Below are 18,974 nucleotides of genomic sequence, written 5' to 3'. Positions count from 1 at the left end.
GTTTTAAGGGGTTAGAGAGGAGAAGTATTCCTTGAAGTATTTTAAAAGTAGGGCATTGATAGTATTGATAGTATCCCTGGTACTTATTGTAACCATAGGTCTGACAATAAATCCGCTGAGCAGTGTAAACTGGTTTGGAAATCTTATTTCGGTTCCGTTTACCTCAATAGAAAAGGTATTTACCTATGCAGGGCAGGAAATTGAGGCAGGAGTGGGCCTGTTTAATAATGTAGAGGTTTTGAGAGCCGAAAATAAGGCATTAAAAGAGGAAATTGACAGATTAAACAATGAGCGGACCGAGTACGTCAGGCTTAAAACCGAAAACGACGATCTTAAGAATGTTCTGAAGCTTAAGGATCAGCTTGACGGCATTGATATGGCAGGGGCCAATGTTATTGCAAAGGATTCGGGTAACCTTTTCAACATATTCCTGGTGGATAAGGGGGTAACAAACGGTATATCCTATAATATGCCGGTGGTTACAAGCAAGGGCCTGGTCGGAAAGGTATCCTCCTCGCAGCCGTTTTCTTCAAAAATAACAAGTATTATTGAGGATGGCAGTGCGGCCAGCGCAATTGTTGCCAAAAGCGGAGATCTGGTGGTGGTTAAAGGAGATTTGAAACTGGGCAAGGAAGGTCTTTGTAAACTGTTATATATTCCAAACGACCTTGACCTTACCCAGGGTGATGTAATAGAGACCTCAGGACTGGGAGGGATTTATCCCAAGGGTATAATAATAGGAACGGTAAAAGAAGTGAGAACCGGTGAGAGCGATCTGGACAGGTATGCTATAATACAGCCGGCTGTTGATTTAAGACGGCTCAGTCAGGTGGTTATTCTGAAAAAGAATATGCCTGCCATATCTTCAGAAATGGAGATTACCGATAAATGAGGGCCAGAATAATTATTTACACCATACTTATATTCATATTTGTCACTACTCAGGTCACTTTCCTGAACTTCATTGAAATATTCGGGGTGAGACCCAACCTGATAATCATACTGATAGTAAGTATCTCACTGCTGGAGGGAAGAAACCAGGGCGGAACCGTGGGCTTTTTTGCGGGACTCTGCCTTGACGCGGTTATCGGAGTTGCGCTGGGCTATCATGCCTTGATAGGCATGCTGCTTGGTATATCGCTGGGCAATATAAACAAGAGGTTTTTTAAAGAGAATATTTTCGTAATGGGGATATGTACTTTTATCTCAACCATATTGTTCGAGTCTGCGATTATTCTGGTATCATATATCCTTGGACTCAGAATGAACTACATAGAAAGCCTGAAGGAGGTTATCCTGCCAGAAGCAGCCATAAACACCATATTGGGTGTAATAATCTTTTTACTTATTGTCAGGGTAAGCAGAAAATTTATAAGTATGGATGTCAAAAACAAATATTAAAGGAAAGTTAAAATATTGATTGTTGAGTGGTGGTTGAAGAATGAAACGCTTTTTTAAAGACAGGCATAATATTGTAAGTATAGTGCTGGTATTGGTTTTCGCTGTGATTGTTTATCAGCTGGCCAATCTGCAGCTGGTTCAAGGAGAAAATTACTTCACGCAGTCTCAGGTCTTTAATCTGAGGTCGCGGACGATTCTGGCCGAAAGAGGAAATATAGTGGACAGATACGGCGTGCCTATAGCTGTTAACTCCACCAGCTACTATCTCATGCTGATGAATACCGGCAGGCCTTCCGACGAACTGAATGATATGGTGTCCAAGCTGGTAAAGATACTTGAGAAGAATGGTGATAAGTATAACAACATTTTTTCCAAGTATCTAAGCGAAAAACCTGTTAAATTCGGGTCCATGCTTGCCAACAGCAAGGATAGGATCAAGGTGCTGAAAAATGCCACCGGGTATAAGTTTACAGACCTGAATCAGGACTCGGATCCCGAAGAATTTTATGAGTATTTCCGCGATACTATATTTAAAATAGACACTGACAAGTACAAGGAACCGGAGATATATAAAATAATGGCACTGAGGTTCCTGATCCTCAGCAACAACCCGGTTGTTGCCGAGTCCATCAACGAAAAAACAGTGGCCGAAATTGAAGAGAGAACCGATGAGTTTCCGGGAGCAATAGTGGATTTGGTCCCCAGCAGAAAATATATTGATGCAGAGTATGCCGCACACCTGATCGGTTATGTCAGGACCATAGATGAAAATGAATTGGCCAGTAGGGCCGATGAGGGCTATAAGCCCGATGACATAATCGGAAAATCCGGTATTGAGCTCACTGCCGAGGGATACTTGAGAGGTACCAACGGCTATAGAAGAATTCAAATAGACGAGAACGGGAAAACAAAGACCATAAGTGAAGAGGCTGTCAAGCCCGGCAGCGATGTTGTCCTCACCATTGATATGAGGCTGCAGAAGGTTGCAATGGAATCACTTGAGAAGAATATCCAGCTAATCAGACAGAAACCGCAGTCAAGGAACTTCAAAGATGCAGATGCCGGTGCAGCGGTTGCCATTGATGTCAATACCGGAGAAGTTCTGGCACTGGCCAGCTATCCAAGTTATGATCCGTCCATATTTCTGGCAGGTCCTGAAGATAAGGCGGCGCAAAAGGCAATAGAAAACCTGTTTGATCCTAAAAATACGGCCAGACCGGCATTCAACAGGACTATAGCTGGTACTTATACTCCAGGTTCTACCTTTAAGCCTCTGGTGGGGCTTGCCGGCCTGGAGGAAAAAAAGGTAAACCCCTACGACAAGTATTTTGATAGAGGTTATGAAATCTATGACGGATTGCTTCTGGGATCTATCGAATACCGAACTTACAAATCCGGTCTGGGATCGGTCAACATGATACAGGCAATTCAAAAATCCTGTAACCCTTATTTTTACAATCTTGGTGTAAAGGTCGGCATAGATAATATTGACAAATGGGCCACTAAATTCGGCCTGGGACAAAAAACAGGAATCGATCTGCTGGGCGAAAGCAAGGGAATACTTGCGTCTAAGGCATATAAGAAAACCTACAGTCCGTATATATTCGGAAGTGCCGATACAGCACAGTCCTCTATCGGGCAGTTTGACAACAGCTTCACTCCCATTCAATTGGCCAATTATTGTGCTACAATTGCAAATGGAGGCAAGCACTTTAAACCTCATATTATAAAAAGGGTTGTAAAGTATGACGGTTCCATAGTGACAGAGACAAAACCGGAATATGAGCTGCTGCCTGTAAAAAAAGAAAATATGAAAATAATACAGGAAGGCATGATTGCCGTTGCCAACTCTGAAGACAGGGGAGGTACGGCAGCCAATGCATTTAATGAATTGCTTCCTATAAAGGTTGCTGGTAAAACGGGGACAGCCGAGACCGAATCAACAAACCAGACCAAGTCCTCAAATGCCTTATTTATTTGCTATGCTCCGGCTGACAAACCCCAGATAGCCGTTGCGGTTGTTGTTGAAAAGGGAGTACTTGGAGCATATACGGCACCCATTGCCAAAGATATTTTAAAAGCTTATTTTGACAATAACGGTTCAAATATTGAGGATATTGCAATAAAGAGTGAGATAGTGGAACTGACTAAATAATTCAATTGGGAGATTAAAATTATATGTCCGAAAATACGGTAACTTTTAAGGGAACTGTTAACGGCCTTACAATTATAATAAAGCCGGAAGCCGGTTTTGAGGAAGTTGTTGACAGTATGCGCCTGAAAATCGAAAGCGCAGGGAAATTTTTCAGGGGGGCAAAACTGGCTGTCAGATATAGAGGCAGAGTGCTCAACGAGACCGAAAAAAGCCAGCTGCATGAGTTGTTAAAGAGTGAGAGCGGCGCAACAATACTATCCTTCGAAGAGGAGATTGTGGATAACAGCAGCGTGTGTCAAAAAAGCAATCCGCCGGTCTCTGAAAGAAACAATCAGATAAAAAAATATATGTTTTTCAAAGGAATAGAGGAAGGTAGGACAAAGTTTTACCGCGGAACAATAAGATCCGGCCAGCTCATTACCTTTGACGGCAACCTTGTCATCCTTGGAGATGTCAATCCCGGTGCAGTAATCGAAGCCACGGGAAATATTGTGGTTATGGGTTTGCTGAGAGGTGTGGTCCACGCCGGGAGTGACGGAAATAAGGAAGCAATCGTTGCCGCCCTTGGACTCAATCCCACACAGCTGAGAATTGCCGATATAATAACCAGACCTCCCGATGAAAAGGGTACAAGTGCAAACCAAGTTCCGGAACTGGCTTATGTCAAGGGTGATATGCTCTTTGTAGAGCGGTTTTTACCGCAAAGATAAGTTGACAAAACTTTAAAACAAATATATAGTTTAATGTGTATAACTTTAAATTAATAATAAGTAAATTTTTGTAAATATCATTTTCTTGGACAAGAATTGGAGGCAAGCTGTATGGGCGAGGTAATTGTAATTACATCCGGGAAAGGCGGCGTTGGAAAAACCACAACGACTGCCAATATTGGTACGGGCCTGGCATTGTCAGGTCATAAGGTTGTACTGATCGACACTGATATAGGACTTCGAAATCTCGACGTTGTAATGGGTTTGGAAAACAGGATAGTTTATGATCTTGTGGATGTTGTTGAAGGCGTATGCAGAGTAAAACAAGCTTTAATAAAGGATAAAAGATACGAAGGTCTATATCTGCTTCCTGCAGCCCAGACAAGGGACAAGTCATCCGTAACACCGGAACAGATGATTAATCTGATCAATGAATTAAAAACAGAATTTGATTACATAATCGTTGACTGCCCGGCAGGTATTGAACAGGGTTTCAAGAATGCCATAGCCGGTGCCAACAGGGCTATTGTTATTACAACCCCGGAGGTTTCGGCCGTCAGAGATGCCGACCGTATAGTGGGACTCCTGGAAGCCAACGAGTTAAGAAATCCCAAATTGATTATCAACAGAGTCAGGATTGACATGGTAAAGCGCGGCGATATGATGAGTATTGACGATATTATTGATATTTTAGCCATTGATTTGATAGGTGTTGTCCCGGATGATGAAAAAATAGTTATTTCTACAAATAGAGGAGAGCCTGCAGTTAACGACGACAAATCCTTGGCCGGACAAGCTTACAGAAATATTACAAAACGAATTCAGGGAGAAGAGGTTCCTATTCTTAACCTTGAAACAGACGACAGCATTTTTAGCAAATTCAAAAAAATGTTAGGATTTAAAACTACATAAGGAGGAATAGGGTATGCTGATTGATTTTTCAAAGATCTTTGGCAGATCTAAACCGTCAAAGGATGTAGCCAAAGAGAGATTGCAGCTGGTATTGATACACGACAGAGCCAATGTTTCTCCTGAGTTTCTTGAAATGGTGAAGGGAGAGATTATAAAGGTCATCCAGCACTATATGGAAATTGACGAAAATGCTCTTGATATACAGCTTACTAGAACTAAAAGCGATGAGGGCGATAGGATAGTTCCCGCATTGGTGGCTAATATACCTATTAAAAGTGTAAAAAATGCAGGTAAATAAAATTAAAGGTATGTGATTTTTAACCATGAACATTGCATTCATAGCGCATGATAATAAAAAAGAATTAATGGCCAGTTTTTGCATAGCCTATAAGTACATTCTCCAGGAGCATCATCTTATTGCCACCCGGTCGACAGGTATGGTTATTAACAAGGCAACCGGACTGAATATCAATCTGCTGGCTTATGGGAGTCTTGGCGCCCAACAGTTGGGGGCACGGATTGCATGCGACGAAATAGACCTGCTTATTTACTTCAGGGATGCAAATACTGAAAGTGACACTGATACATTTCTGCTCTTTAAGCATTGTGATGCAAATAATATACCGTATGCGACAAATATAGCAACAGCCGAAGTTCTCATAAAAGGTTTGGAACGTGAAGACTTGGCATGGAGAGAATTGCTGAGATAAATAGTTTAAATGTGATTACAAAAAAGCCTGGAGCAATCCAGGCTTTTTACATTGCCCTGTAATAATATTCATCCATATAAAATATAAATAATTATAGGCATGGCCAATCAGGACAAGAATGTGAGTGCCCCTATAATATATGCGGGCTCAAAGCCATACATGGCCAATTAACCTCCTTTATTCGCCACATTGCGATAAAGGATATAGGTTTTCATTACATTTTGTGGCCGCTATTGCGGCTCATGGAGGTTAATATGGATGAAATGATTGTAAGACCTAAATACTCAAGACAGACCGGTACACCCAGAAAAAGCAGGAGACAGAATGAAAATGACATGATGTCCACTATATTTGCTGCCAAGATGCTGGCTGTGGTGGTGTTCCTGTCGGTGTTTGCCTTATGTAAAGCTGCCGATACACCCACCACGAACTATTTCGTTTCAAAGGTTAAATTAATTACCACAGAGAATTTTGATGCAAACAAATATTTATTGAGCGCGGCAAATGCGCTGGGAGTAAAACTGCCCGAAAAGAATGCCGCAGCCGGGAGTGTTACAGGACCTTCCACTGACAGCGGGTCGGTTGAACAGACAGCGGGCAATGGGAGCAGCAAGCAGGAGATATCCGATCAAAATGGTGCGGATATGAAAAGCTCTGTTCAAAGCAGCCAGATACCGGATTCAATCCATGAAAATATCCCGGGCACCGAAACCGGTTCAGAGGTTGTCAGCAGTTCAATCAGTGATACAATAAAGGCCATATCCCAGGTTCCGGTTCTCGAAGAAGCAGAGATAAAAGCATTGGCCGATAAATATTCCTTTGTCATTCCCATAAAAGGTCAAATAGATTCACCTTTTGGTGTCAGGACCGACCCATTAAGCGGCAATACGGTATTTCACAGCGGTATAGACATAAAGGCCAACATGGGAACTTCCATAAAGGCGGCACTTGACGGTGAAGTAACCGAGGTAGGCTCAAGTCCCGAATACGATAAATACGTAAAAGTGAAACATGATGAGGGGGTATATACGGTATATGCACACTGCTCCATCCTGGTGGCTAAACAGGGGCAGAAGGTAAAACAGGGAGATGTTATTGCCAAGGTCGGAGACACTGAGGGCTTACCGGGCGCATACCTCCATTTTGAGGTATGGAAGGGGGATAAGGCTGCTGACCCTGAGAAACTTCTTAATTTATTAAATCAGTAAAGTATTAAAAGAGGCTGTATCGAAACAGTCTCTTTTTAATTAAAATATCGGATAGATTGGAGCTTGACTTGAAAGCTGTGTTTTCAATACATAAAAATATAGGAAGTATAAAGGTTTCGGTTAATATTTTTATTTTATTTTTTGTGGCTGCAGCCATACTTGCCGGAGCCCTGCCGGAGTATTTGCTGACCCTCCTGTGCATATTTGTCCATGAAGCCGGACATATGGCTGCTGCGGTCCTTTCAAGGGCAACAGTGCATAGTATCCGGTTATTGCCCGTAGGATTCAATGCAGGGATTGATGACGGCATATGCAGCAGAGGACAGAGAATCCTTATATTTGCTTCAGGTCCCTGTGTCAGTTTTTTGCTGGCTGTTCTGGCTGCGATATTGATGTATTTTAACATAACGAATTCACTGGTAAGACTGGGGATATATGCAAACCTGTATCTTGGGATATTTAATCTGCTGCCGGTTCTTCCTCTTGATGGCGGGAAGTTGGCAATGGAGCTGCTCGCGGCGAAATTTGGCGTTTTCAGGACGGGAAAGGTGCTGCAGCTGTTCTCGTTCCTAATCTCGGTAGGAATTGTATTGGCAGGTATTGCTGTATTCATTGACAACCGCAGAAATGTAAGCCTTGTAATAATAGGTCTGTATATTTTAATGTGCGCCAAAACAAACAGGGAGGAGACAGCCTTTATGAATATCAAAAGCTTATTGTTCAGAAAATCCAGGGTTATTAAAAAGGGTATTTATCCCGCACGGGAAATCGTTGTGTTGAAACATGTTAAATTGACTGAGGTTATCAAGGCTTGTGACTATGTGGACAGGTTTCACATAGTTAATGTATTGGATGATGATCTGAAAGTGATAAAGGTGATGACGGAGCAGGAGCTTATTGAGGCAATTATACGAAACACGCCTGACACCACGTTTGATAATTTGGTCCATATGGAGTATAATGTTCCTAATGATATCAATTAACATCTGACGCAAAATGGGGGTTATTTATGTACAAGATAGTTAGAAAAGAGATATTGAATCCTTCTGTTGTTCTTATGGATATTGAGGCACCGTACATTGCCCGAAAAGCCGAACCGGGACAATTTATCATATTCAGGATAGATGAGGCGGGGGAAAGAATACCTCTGACCATAGCTGATTATGACAGGGAGAAGGGCACTGTTACGATTATATTCCAAATAGTTGGAAAGTCAACCAGGGCTCTGGCTGAAATGAGTGAAGGTGAAGCCCTTCTTGATTTTGTCGGCCCGCTTGGAGTAGCTTCACATCTTGAAGGTTATAAAAAGGTTGCAGTTATCGGAGGGGGGCTTGGAGCTGCTATTGCTTACCCACAGGCCAAAAAACTCCATGCTCTGGGAGCAGAAGTTCATGCTATAACAGGTTTCAGAAACAAGGATCTGATCATTCTTGAAAAAGAGATGGAATTTGTCAGTGACAAGCTTGTAGTTGCCACAGATGACGGCTCCAACGGCAATAAGGGTTTTGTGACAAACGTATTGAAGCAGTTGATTGAGGAAGGCAATAAATATGACCTTGTAATTGCCATAGGTCCGCTTGTAATGATGAAAGCAGTAAGTAATCTGACAAGAGAGTACGGTATAAAGACCCTGGTCAGCATGAATCCCATCATGATAGACGGTACCGGTATGTGCGGAGGATGCAGGCTCACCGTAGGCGGAAAAACAAAATTTGCCTGTGTTGACGGACCTGATTTTGACGGACACGAAGTTGATTTTGATGAAGCAATGAGAAGACAGGGTATGTATAAAAAGCAGGAAGGCAAATCTACTGAACTGCATGCCTGTAAACTGGGGGGTGTTACCAATGCCTAATATGGCCTTAAATAAAGTAAAGATGCCGGAACAGAATCCTGATATAAGAAACAAAAACTTTAAAGAAGTTGCATTGGGCTACGATGAGGCAATGGCAGTGGAGGAGGCTCAGAGATGTCTGAACTGCAAACACAAGCCATGTGTGGCAGGATGTCCTGTAAATGTTAAAATACCTGAATTCATACAACTGGTAGCCGACGGGAAATTTGAAGAAGCATACTATAAAATCAGAGAGACAAACAGCTTGCCTGCAGTATGCGGAAGAGTTTGTCCTCAGGAAACACAGTGCGAACAGCTCTGTGTAAGAGCTAAAAAGGGCGAGTCGGTAGGAATAGGACGTCTTGAACGTTTTGTAGCCGACTGGTACATGGCGAACTGCAAAACAGATGAAACCAGGCCCCGGAGCAATGGTATCAAGGTTGCCGTTGTGGGTTCCGGACCATCTGGACTTACCTGTGCCGGAGACCTGGCAAAGCTGGGCTATGAGGTGACCATATTCGAAGCCTTCCACGTGCCGGGAGGAGTTCTGATGTATGGAATACCTGAGTTCCGTCTTCCCAAAGCACTTGTGCAGAAGGAAATACAGACTGTAAAAAATCTTGGAGTCAATATACAGACAAACATGGTAATAGGCAAGGTACTCACAATAGACGACCTTAAGTCCGAGGGCTATAAAGCGGTATTTATCGGTTCGGGTGCAGGGCTGCCAAGCTTTATGTCAATACCCGGGGAGAACCTCAATGGTGTTTACTCTGCCAATGAATTCCTTACAAGAATCAACCTTATGAGTGCGTACAAATTCCCTGACACCGATACTCCTGTATTTGTGGGCAGGAATGTTGCTGTGGTGGGCGGCGGTAACGTTGCCATGGATGCTGCCAGAAGCGCCAAGCGTCTTGGAGCCGAGAACGTATATATAGTTTACAGACGTTCCGAAGCTGAAATGCCGGCCAGACTTGAAGAAGTCCATCACGCAAAGGAAGAGGGAATAATACTGAAGGTTCTGACCAATCCAAAGCAGATTCTGGGAACAGAGGACGGCTGGGTAAAAGGTATGGAATGTGTTGAAATGGAACTTGGTGAACCGGATAAGTCCGGAAGGAGAAGACCTGTTGAAAAGAAGGGCTCAGAGCATATAATCGATCTGGAAACAGTGATTATGTCAATTGGACAATCTCCAAACCCTCTCATATCTTCAACTACTCCAGGTTTGGATATCCAGTCCTGGGGCGGTATCATAGTAGAAGAAGAGACTGGTGCAACCAGCAAGAGCGGAGTCTATGCCGGCGGAGATGCCGTTACAGGTGCCGCTACCGTTATATTGGCAATGGGTGCCGGTAAAAAAGCTGCCGAGGCCATTGACAGGTATATAAAAGGTGAATAAGACCGGCAATCGTTAAATTTTCAATTAAACGGGGATAAGGGCTGGTAATTGTGTCTGAAATGAATTATCATTTATATAAATATAATTCAAAAGCATAAAGCTTTTAAGAAACAAAATGTAGAATGGAGTAAAAGTTTAATGAAGACATGGGTATTGTACTACAGTAAAAGCGGCAACACCAAGAAAATTGCTGACGCAATAGCTGAGGAGCTGGAGGACGTTCAGAAGTCCGAACAGATACCACCGGCTTATCCGCCTGAAAATGTTGCCCTTCTGTTCCTTGGAACAGCAGAATATGCAGGCAAACCGGATCCGAAGATGATTGAATTCATCAGAACATTGAACACAAACAGAGTAAAAAATGCAGCAGTATTTGGAACCAGCGGAGCAGGCAATGCCGAAGGCAAGGCTATAGCCGCAGTAAAAGCTCTTCTGAAGGAAAAGGGCATAAATGTTGTTGAGGAATCTTTTGCCTGTAAGGGTAAGAACTTTATATTCTTTAACAGAAACAAGCCCGATGCAAATGATTTGAAGGCTGCCAGGGAATACGCAAGGAAAGTATACGGCAGTATAAAAGTTTAATTACAGAACAGGAAAAATCCCGCGTACAGCTTTAACCTCATGTATTGAGAGCTGTATGGCGGGGTTTTTGTTATGAAATGAATACCAAATGTTTTATGTATAATTGCGGAAGGCTTTAAAACTTCTGCATAGTTATCTTGAGACTTTAATATCTCCGTTTCGGGTTTCCAGATCTATAAATATTTCAGGAGAAACGCCGACAGTTCCGGCGGAGGTGTTATCAGTAACAGTAAGCTGGTTTGCAAAGGAGGTGTCAATAGAACCCTCTTTCGTTGTTGCAGAAAATTTGAATGCAAGCTGGCTTGGAAGCCCCACCGCAAGACTTCCGTTTTTTGAGTATGCAGAAATGTCACCCGATACACTGGTAAAGGAAATATCTATGGAGCCTTCCCCGGAAGCGTTAAAGGAGCCGGAGCCATTAATACCCGAAGCAGTCAGCTTTCCTCCCGTTGATTGATAACTCATTACCCCGTTTGCTTGATTAAATGAGGTTGCGGCATTGGTGGTTCGTATCTCTATCGCAGCCGCATCTATATTTTCAAAGCTCAAATTACCGTTTGTGCTGGTGATTTTTATATTGGATACTTTTGTATTTGATACATCAATTACGCCGCTCGTGGTATCAACGCAGAAATCACCCGACAAATTCAGAGCAATTTCAGATTTTATTTTTCCGCTTGTGGAATGCAGGGAAAGGCTATTGATATAGTCCTGCGGAATATAAATTTCAATGTAAGATTCAAACCTGGAATGTACAGGCCGGTCACCTTCTGTTATAAGCAGTTCACCATTTTGAGTGCTTGTTCTGGCATGGTAGCTCTTTTTGTCCTCGTTCATATACTCCTTCAATATAACCTTGTTATTATCACTTTCTAAAACTTGAATATCATCTGCATCATAATCAAGCCGAAGGCTTTGAAAATCTCCGATGCTAAAAGTAAGAGTATTTACCAGTGTGATTGCATTCTGGCTTCCGCATCCCGATAAAATCCCTACAAGTAAAAAGCCTGTGCAGGCAAATGCGATTAGAATTTGTCTCATAATAAAGCTTCTCCTTTCATTAATTGAATCATTCATTTAATAACATGGTATTTTTTTACGGAGCAAATGCTCCGTAAAAATCTTATCGTTGGTATGCGTGGAGTAAATTATCCATGCAGACTGCTTTAGCTGTTTCAATTGGAATATCTTTTTGTATTTCATAAGCATCATTTGTAATATGCATTCCCCACCATGACAAGGTTTCAATTATCAGCCGCGTAATGTACTGTGGATGTTCCACCTGACGAAAGGTTCCTGTTTGCATGTACTGTGTAATATATGATAAAACCTGACCATAAAATTTTTTTCGGTATTCTTTATAATAGGCTGTAAGTTTTCTCAGATCATCAGGATTCTTTTCAATCAACAAGCAGCCAATACCGTATTTTGAAATGACTTCAAACGCATCGGACAACATTTGTTCCAAAGGATAATCTGTAATATTGTCAAGGTGGGAAGAAAATGCTTTTGTATTTTCTTCAAAAGCATTTATAATCTCATTATCCAGGGAATCAAATAACTCAGAACGGATTGGTAATTCAAATTCCTGCGTAATAAATGCCTGATCGATTGTGCCTTTGAGAATGAAATTTAAGATATCCCGTTTTCCTGTAAAGTAAACATACAGCATTCCTGTTGATAGACCAATTTCTTTTGCTATATCCTTTATTTGTGTTCTTGCATACCCTTTGTTGATAAATAAATGACTGGCGGCGTCAAATATCGATCTCATTCTATTTTCCATTGCACATCTCCTTCTCTTGACTGAACCATTCATTCAATAAACATTGTAATACATTTTTTGGTATCCGTCAACGATTTACACACGAAAGAGATGCAAATAATGTTTCCACAAAGCGTAAAGATTAAAATTGCGCCTTGTTTTTATCCAGGCATTTCTCAACATCGATCTGCACAGGCACCCAATCCCCTTTCTTTTTGACAAGGGAGTTGATAAGCAGATCTGTCCCGTTTGTGAGTTTAGCGAATTCAAACATGTATTTCCTGTTATCTACACCGTCTATTACTATTTTTTTCATATATTCATCCTGATCGGGGGCATACTGCTTCATTATAAGTCCGCACCAGTTGCCGTAAACCGTCTCAACATATGATTCGGCATTATGGGCCCAGCCGTGGTAGGCCGCACAGAAGAAATCCTCCGGGGTCAATGTCAGGGCGTCTATATAATACAAACCGTTTACCTTTATCACATCAAGTTCACCTGTATAATAATTAAAGGTAGTTACTCCAACACTGCTTCCTTCAAGTATTTCCAGCTCAACAAAAAATCTGCTCATATCCATTGAATCAACAGTGATTGGCAGCAGTTTGATAAGGTTTATATGACCTATACCTTCAAAGGATCTTAAAAATACATCATAATTCATGGATTTTTTGTTGTTTTCCGATAGAAAGGAGTATGCAATTGGAAAGGGTTCAAGGCCGTAACCCACAGTTCCGCAGCCCCCGTTCTTTTCCATTGTAAGATTGGAGGCCTGCTGGAGTACACTGAAATAATTTATTGCAGATTTTCCGGGTGTATTCAGAAGTTCATTGGGAATCTTCCCGTCTTTAAAGTTTTCCGAAAAAGCTTCAAGATTCATAAATCTGCTGTTAAGGGCTTTTAGATTTGATGGACGGAAATAAGTTTCATTCAGGTTTGACATTTGTTTATTCATTATTTGAATAGCCTGCCGTGACAGGCTTGAGGCAGCCAAGTCTATGTTTTCGTCCTTCTTTTTCCCGGTAAACATGCCGCCCAGGACATAATCCTTATGATCATCCTCCTGTTTACCAACTCTCAGACAAATTGCCCCAATGAAAAAAGCCAGTAAAAATATTGATATTATAAGTAACCGTTTTGTTAATATTCTCATTTTAACCTCCCAAGCCATGTACCTGATCACGTCGTCAAGTGTAATTAAAGACTCTCTGTCGTGAATGAAATGTCCTGTAAAAAGTGGACGACTTACTCTATAATATATTCAAACAAGTGCAGGTTAATAATTAAAAGTTATTGTAATAAAAATATAATTCCCTATTCAAACTTTATTAATAAATACAACACCATAACAACATATTCCATTGCTATAGTTGTAATTGTAGATTTAAATCTATAATCATACATAAAAGGAGTGGTTTAATGAAGAAAACAAAAAAGATTATTGGGTTGGGTTTAAGTATGGCAGTTCTGGTGACTTCAATGGGATTTGCATTTGCTGCTGACAATCAGACTCAAACAGCCGATACAAGCAAACCTGAAAGCCGGAAATTGACGCAGTTCAAAGGCTGGGGCGAGGGTAAAAATGTGAATTTGCTTTCGGAGCTTGTAGCGGCAGGTACTATAACCGCAGATCAGCAAAAAGCCATTCAGGAGGCTTTAAAGTCTCAAAGGGGAACGGACAAAACGACAAAGGATTTACTGGACAGCCTTGTAACAGCCGGAACCATAACCCAGGCTCAAGAGGATGCGGTTATAAAAGCCTACGATGACGCAAAAGCAAAGATGGAAGCTGAAATGCAAAAGAGACTGGAGGAAATGGCAGCCAAAAAAGGAAATAAAGCCGGAAACCGCATTGATGTTCTTTCTGATCTGGTGAAAGCAGGTACTATAACAGCAGATCAGCAAAAAGCCGTTCAGGAGGCTCTAAGGTCTCAGAAGGGAACCGATAAGACAACGAAGGATTTACTGGACAGCCTTGTAACAGCCGGAACCATAACCCAGGCTCAAGAGGATGCGGTTATAAAGGCCTATGATGACGCAAAAGCAAAGATTGAAGCTGAAACACAGAAGAGATTGGAGGAAATGGCGGCAAAAAAGGGAACAACCGTCGATGAACTTAAAGCCCAGATGGAGAAGTTAAGGGTATATAGAACGGACAAGTAATACATAAAATATGTAAAATATATATAATTGAAAAATTCTTCCTGATAAAAAACACTCCAGACCATAATACCGGACGGAGTGTTTTTTTTAAAAATAAAACCATGATGAAAAAGTAGCAGCATATTGTCAGCATAAGCCTAAATATGGTATATTTTCTATAACTCTATGAATCAAACCAATAAATATGGGTAAGTATCTTACTAAGAAAAAGGTAAAACATATGAATAAAAGGGGTTACATAATGCAATTAATTTTTATAGGAGTTTTTGTAATTATTTATGGACTGCTGAACTACTATATAGGGATTCGGGGATACAACGGCATAAGTGCAAAGATCCCCGTAAACAGGCTTCTATACTGGATAATATTTGTCTTTTTTGCAGCTTCCTATATAATTGGTATGGCAGCAAGAAATCATTTGCCTGAAACTGTAGGACGGATATTAAATACTGTCGGCGGATATTGGATTGCTGCTTTTGTCTATTTACTCGGATTTGTAGTAATTATTGATATACTGGGCTTTATTGGGAGAAAGCTGGATATGATTCCGGGAATTATTAAAAATAATACCTGGTTTATTGCATTTGCCGTAATAGCGGCCGTGGCAATCCTGCTTGCTGTCGGCACCTATAATGCCATAGTACCCAAAATCTCGGAATATGATATAACGATAAATAAAAAAGCGGGTAATATAAAGCAGTTGAAATGTGCAATGATCTCTGATGTACACCTGGGTGAAATTGTGGGAAGGGACAGGCTTAGAAATGCTGTTGAATTAATTAACGGTATGGAGCCTGATATGGTTTTCATAACGGGTGATCTGATCGATGGGTCTGTCAAGCCGGTTAAGAACGGCAACATGCTGGAGGAGCTTAAAGGCATTAAAGCAAGGTTCGGGGCTTACTTTATAACCGGAAACCATGAGCATTACTCAAATGCTGTGGAGGAAATAACTGAAATGATAGAAGAAACCGGGGTTACAGTGTTAAGGGATAAGACGGTAAAAATAAATGACAGCCTGTACATTGTGGGAAGGGAAGATATGGATGGGCAGAGATTCGGACATAAAAGAGCCGGTTTGACGGAATTGCTTGAGGGAGTGGATACCAGCCTGCCTGTTATTGTACTTGACCATCAGCCCTCAAAATTGGACGAGCCCAGGAAAGCAGGGGTGGATCTGCAGCTTTCGGGGCATACCCACGCCGGACAGTTCTTCCCTGCAAGCCTGGTTACAAATATGATGTTTGAAGAGGATTTCGGATATTTAAAGGACGGCGGCTTTAATCTGGTGGTTTCCTGCGGATATGGCACATGGGGGCCGACAGTGAGGATTGGCAGCCAATCCGAAATTATTAAACTTAATATTGATTTTGCCGAATGATATGCTATAAAAGGCTGTGGTGACAGCCTTTTATAGTTATTTTTTCTTGGGAAAATTAAACTTCCAGTTGTTTTTTTTCTTTACCGGTTGGGCCGGTTTATCCAGTTCAAGGGTTTGAGCGTATTTGGGATAATACATTTCAACTATATTTTTAAAGGTTATTTTTATGGCAGAGTACAGTGGGATTACTATGATCAGGCCGATTAAGCCAAATATCGGAATAATGCCCATCAATAGAAGTATTACGGTAAGAGGGTGGATATCCATACTCTTTTTCATTACCTGGGGAGAAATGAAATTATTGTCTATCTGCTGTACAATTGTCATCACAATAAATATTTTGACCGCCGTAAACGGATTGTCAGCCAGAGACAGCAGTATGGCAGGGATTATACCCAGCCATGGGCCAAAGAACGGAATAATGCAGGTTACCATGGCAAAAATGGCCAGAATCAGGGAATATTTAAGTCCAATAATAAGATAACCTATATACATGAGCAGTCCGATAAAAAATGCTACCAGAAGCTGACCGGCAATATAATTGGATAATACATAATCAATGTCTGCCAGGATTTTTCTGACATTGTCCTTATGCGCGGCAGGCACAAACCTCACAACGCTGGGCGTGAACCTGCGGCCGTCTTTAAGCAGGTAAAACAATATGATGGGGATGATAATTATTATTGACCCCACATTGGTAATGGTACCGATGAAATTAATGGTGCCTTTCCCGATATTTTTAACCAGGTTCTGGGCAAACCCGGATATTTTATTGGCAATGTCGGGAGTTTGCAGTTGTGAAAGGTCAAAATAACCGAATATATTGCTGCTCAGCAGATTGTTGACGGTGTTTTCAGCCTTTTCATACAGACTGGGAAGACTTTGTGCGAAATCTGTAAACTGGGTTTTTACAAGTGAACCTGTGTACGAAGAAAATAAAACTATTGCCGAGAGCACAATGATAAAAGCCAGTATTATTGCCAGAATGCGAGGTATTTTACCTCTCTCGAGCAAGTTTACAAGCGGCCTGAGAATGTAAAACAGCAGCCCTCCGAAAAGAAGAGGGAATATTATAGAGTAAATAAAGCTGAGGATGGGAGAAAAAAAGAAGTCTATTTTCCCAAACATAAATATTATCAGCAGTGTTAGCAGTAAATAACAGCCATACCTGAAAAATTTACTTCCGAACACAAAATTTGTTTTGTTATCCATAGGTACCTCGTAAATAAATTTTATAGTTATATTATGCGCGCAGCGGGCGCCCACTTATGTGCCTTGTCAACATAAATTATAGAGTTAAATGAAAAAATATACAATCAATATTTTACAATATCTGAAAGCGGCCCCTGCAATATCATTGGAGACTTATCCCTATCCAGCCATTTCACCAGGGCAAGGACATCCTTTCTGTCGGCAGCTATACAGCCGCTGGTGTATTTGAGCACCATGCCGGGATTGATTATATGAAAAAATATTGCACTTCCTTTATTTTTAATATTCTGAGGATTATAGCCTATATCAAAAAAAACGTCATAAACACCGTTTTTCATACTGCTGAAGTTTTCTGCAGACTTCCAGCGGCCGTTTGCGGGTTCTCTTTGATGAGTATTGTAATACGGGGATTCAGGATCATCTACCCAGACGTCTTTTGAATCATATCTATATAATTCAAGTCCTGTTTTCACATCGGAGGTCTTACTGAAACAGGTTCCGATTTCGTATGCACCCACGGGGGTTTTCTTATCCCCTTCGCTTTTGGAGGTTGTAAACCCCTTTTGTCCTATATATCCCTTCAGATTCTTATGTACATTCACCCAGCCGTTTTTGTTTTTTTCATATGTATTGATTACTACGTTTGAGGAATTGGTTAATTTGGATGTTACAACAATCAACTGGGAGGTATCTTTGTTTTTCATAAACTTCAGTTCTGAAATGGTTTTACCGCTCAAGCCGTACTCAGTCCTGTCATATTTGTCCAGGGAGACATCCTGTATTTTATAATTTTTATAATCGGTATCATCAAAATGCCACCATTCGGTGCTGAGCTGCTTGAAGCCGGAGGCTGTCATTGCTTTGGACAGAACGTTCAGGTTTTTTCGCTGCTCGGCGCTCATGCCTTTATAATTGGGTGAAGCCTTTTCTGAAAAAGTATCGAATCCTGTGGGCATAATGACTTCCTTTCCGTTTTTATCCACAAGAGTAACATCCACAGCGGCTCCCCGGTTGTGTTTAGAGCCTGAACGATATGGGTTGGCTACATAATTTTTATCCGGCGTGGCCTCCCACATTATTTTCTGTATACTCAGCGGCCTGTATGCATCCCAGATTTTAATGGAAAATCCCTGTTTTTTGACAAGGTTGTTTGCTTTTATCAATTTATCCAGTGTACCTTTAGTCAGGACACAGGTAGGAGAAGGGTAGAGGGTTTTCTGGACAAAGTTGTCGCAGGTGGCATATTTCAAATCAATTGCAAAGTCCTTGCTGTGGTCTTCCACAAGCACAAGCTCAGTCTTTCTGATAGCGGCTTGTGCAGCCTCTGCCGAAGTAACCCCGGCAATATTCATACACATTATTATTGTGATGGCGGCTATGATAAATTTTATGCAGAAATGCTGTCTTTTAGTCATATTTCAGGCTCCCGGGCGTTTTCTTTTAATTTTATCATATTACTGCCGGTATTAAAATCAACAAAACGCAGAAAATGCTCCGGGTTTCCGCTTATATCAAAAACCTGGAGCATTTGGA

General features: G+C 41.3%; 19 protein-coding genes. 14 read left to right on the top strand and 5 right to left on the bottom strand.

Annotated elements, in window-relative coordinates; all coding sequences use genetic code 11:
• The first annotated feature begins 31 nt into the window (after positions 1-31).
• From mreC to T344_RS0111120, 12 genes are all read left to right on the top strand, one after another.
• Positions 32-892, top strand: coding sequence for a rod shape-determining protein MreC (gene mreC / locus T344_RS0111175; protein WP_027628781.1), 861 nt, complete (start codon positions 32-34; stop codon positions 890-892).
• Positions 889-1,401 (top strand): rod shape-determining protein MreD, encoded by a 513-nt coding sequence (gene mreD / locus T344_RS0111170; protein WP_027628780.1) that lies wholly within the window; start codon positions 889-891, stop codon positions 1,399-1,401. The genes mreC and mreD overlap by 4 nt, the downstream gene beginning before the upstream one ends.
• A gap of 40 nt (positions 1,402-1,441) precedes the next feature.
• On the top strand, positions 1,442-3,556 hold the full coding sequence (gene mrdA, locus T344_RS0111165; RefSeq protein WP_027628779.1) for a penicillin-binding protein 2: 2,115 nt from the start codon (positions 1,442-1,444) through the stop codon (positions 3,554-3,556).
• Between the two features lie 23 nt (positions 3,557-3,579).
• Positions 3,580-4,266: a septum site-determining protein MinC gene (gene minC / locus T344_RS0111160; RefSeq protein WP_027628778.1), complete on the top strand. Its 687-nt coding sequence runs from the start codon at positions 3,580-3,582 to the stop codon at positions 4,264-4,266.
• 111 nt (positions 4,267-4,377) lie between these two features.
• Complete coding sequence (gene minD, locus T344_RS0111155; protein WP_027628777.1) at positions 4,378-5,178, top strand: septum site-determining protein MinD; 801 nt, start codon at positions 4,378-4,380, stop codon at positions 5,176-5,178.
• Between the two features lie 13 nt (positions 5,179-5,191).
• On the top strand, positions 5,192-5,476 hold the full coding sequence (gene minE / locus T344_RS0111150) for a cell division topological specificity factor MinE (RefSeq protein ID WP_004622872.1): 285 nt from the start codon (positions 5,192-5,194) through the stop codon (positions 5,474-5,476).
• Between the two features lie 25 nt (positions 5,477-5,501).
• Positions 5,502-5,888 (top strand): methylglyoxal synthase, encoded by a 387-nt coding sequence (locus tag T344_RS0111145; RefSeq protein WP_004622866.1) that lies wholly within the window; start codon positions 5,502-5,504, stop codon positions 5,886-5,888.
• Between the two features lie 254 nt (positions 5,889-6,142).
• Positions 6,143-7,096, top strand: a complete 954-nt coding sequence (locus T344_RS0111140; RefSeq protein WP_027628776.1) for a M23 family metallopeptidase — start codon at positions 6,143-6,145, stop codon at positions 7,094-7,096.
• 77 nt (positions 7,097-7,173) lie between these two features.
• Positions 7,174-8,079 carry a M50 family metallopeptidase gene (locus T344_RS28035; RefSeq protein ID WP_242842063.1) on the top strand — a complete coding sequence of 302 codons (906 nt, stop codon included), beginning with the start codon at positions 7,174-7,176 and terminating at the stop codon, positions 8,077-8,079.
• Positions 8,080-8,105: 26 nt separating this feature from the next.
• Complete coding sequence (locus T344_RS0111130; protein WP_027628775.1) at positions 8,106-8,951, top strand: sulfide/dihydroorotate dehydrogenase-like FAD/NAD-binding protein; 846 nt, start codon at positions 8,106-8,108, stop codon at positions 8,949-8,951.
• Positions 8,944-10,335, top strand: a complete 1,392-nt coding sequence (gene gltA, locus T344_RS0111125; protein ID WP_027628774.1) for an NADPH-dependent glutamate synthase — start codon at positions 8,944-8,946, stop codon at positions 10,333-10,335. The genes T344_RS0111130 and gltA overlap by 8 nt, the downstream gene beginning before the upstream one ends.
• Positions 10,336-10,473: 138 nt before the next feature.
• Positions 10,474-10,917, top strand: a complete 444-nt coding sequence (locus T344_RS0111120; RefSeq protein WP_027628773.1) for a flavodoxin family protein — start codon at positions 10,474-10,476, stop codon at positions 10,915-10,917.
• 132 nt (positions 10,918-11,049) lie between these two features.
• Here the strand turns inward: T344_RS0111120 and T344_RS0111115 are convergent, their stop codons facing one another.
• The 3 genes from T344_RS0111115 to T344_RS28030 all read right to left on the bottom strand — a co-directional run bounded on the left by T344_RS0111115 (position 11,050) and on the right by T344_RS28030 (position 13,838).
• Complete coding sequence (locus tag T344_RS0111115) at positions 11,050-11,958, bottom strand: DUF4097 family beta strand repeat-containing protein (RefSeq protein WP_027628772.1); 909 nt, start codon at positions 11,956-11,958, stop codon at positions 11,050-11,052.
• 82 nt (positions 11,959-12,040) lie between these two features.
• A complete protein-coding gene (locus T344_RS0111110) occupies positions 12,041-12,703 on the bottom strand; it encodes a helix-turn-helix domain-containing protein (protein WP_027628771.1) in 663 nt (220 codons plus the stop codon).
• A gap of 121 nt (positions 12,704-12,824) precedes the next feature.
• On the bottom strand, positions 12,825-13,838 hold the full coding sequence (locus tag T344_RS28030; protein ID WP_027628770.1) for a hypothetical protein: 1,014 nt from the start codon (positions 13,836-13,838) through the stop codon (positions 12,825-12,827).
• A 266-nt stretch (positions 13,839-14,104) separates the two neighbouring features.
• Between T344_RS28030 and T344_RS0111100 the strand changes: the two genes are divergently transcribed.
• Together T344_RS0111100 and T344_RS0111095 are read left to right on the top strand one after the other, a co-directional pair.
• Positions 14,105-14,848, top strand: coding sequence for a BAR domain-containing protein (locus T344_RS0111100; protein WP_027628769.1), 744 nt, complete (start codon positions 14,105-14,107; stop codon positions 14,846-14,848).
• 241 nt (positions 14,849-15,089) lie between these two features.
• On the top strand, positions 15,090-16,229 hold the full coding sequence (locus T344_RS0111095) for a metallophosphoesterase (RefSeq protein WP_027628768.1): 1,140 nt from the start codon (positions 15,090-15,092) through the stop codon (positions 16,227-16,229).
• A gap of 36 nt (positions 16,230-16,265) precedes the next feature.
• On the opposite strand, the gene T344_RS0111090 is transcribed toward T344_RS0111095, so the two are convergent.
• Positions 16,266-17,441: an AI-2E family transporter gene (locus tag T344_RS0111090; RefSeq protein ID WP_027628767.1), complete on the bottom strand. Its 1,176-nt coding sequence runs from the start codon at positions 17,439-17,441 to the stop codon at positions 16,266-16,268.
• A gap of 104 nt (positions 17,442-17,545) precedes the next feature.
• Entirely contained in the window at positions 17,546-18,856 is a 1,311-nt protein-coding gene (locus T344_RS0111085) for a M15 family metallopeptidase (protein WP_027628766.1), read from the bottom strand.
• Positions 18,857-18,974: the final 118 nt, after the last annotated feature.

The organism is Ruminiclostridium cellobioparum DSM 1351 = ATCC 15832 (assembly GCF_000621505.1).
GTDB lineage: Bacteria > Bacillota > Clostridia > Acetivibrionales > DSM-1351 > Ruminiclostridium > Ruminiclostridium cellobioparum.
This window is presented reverse-complemented; position numbering and strand designations above follow the sequence as displayed.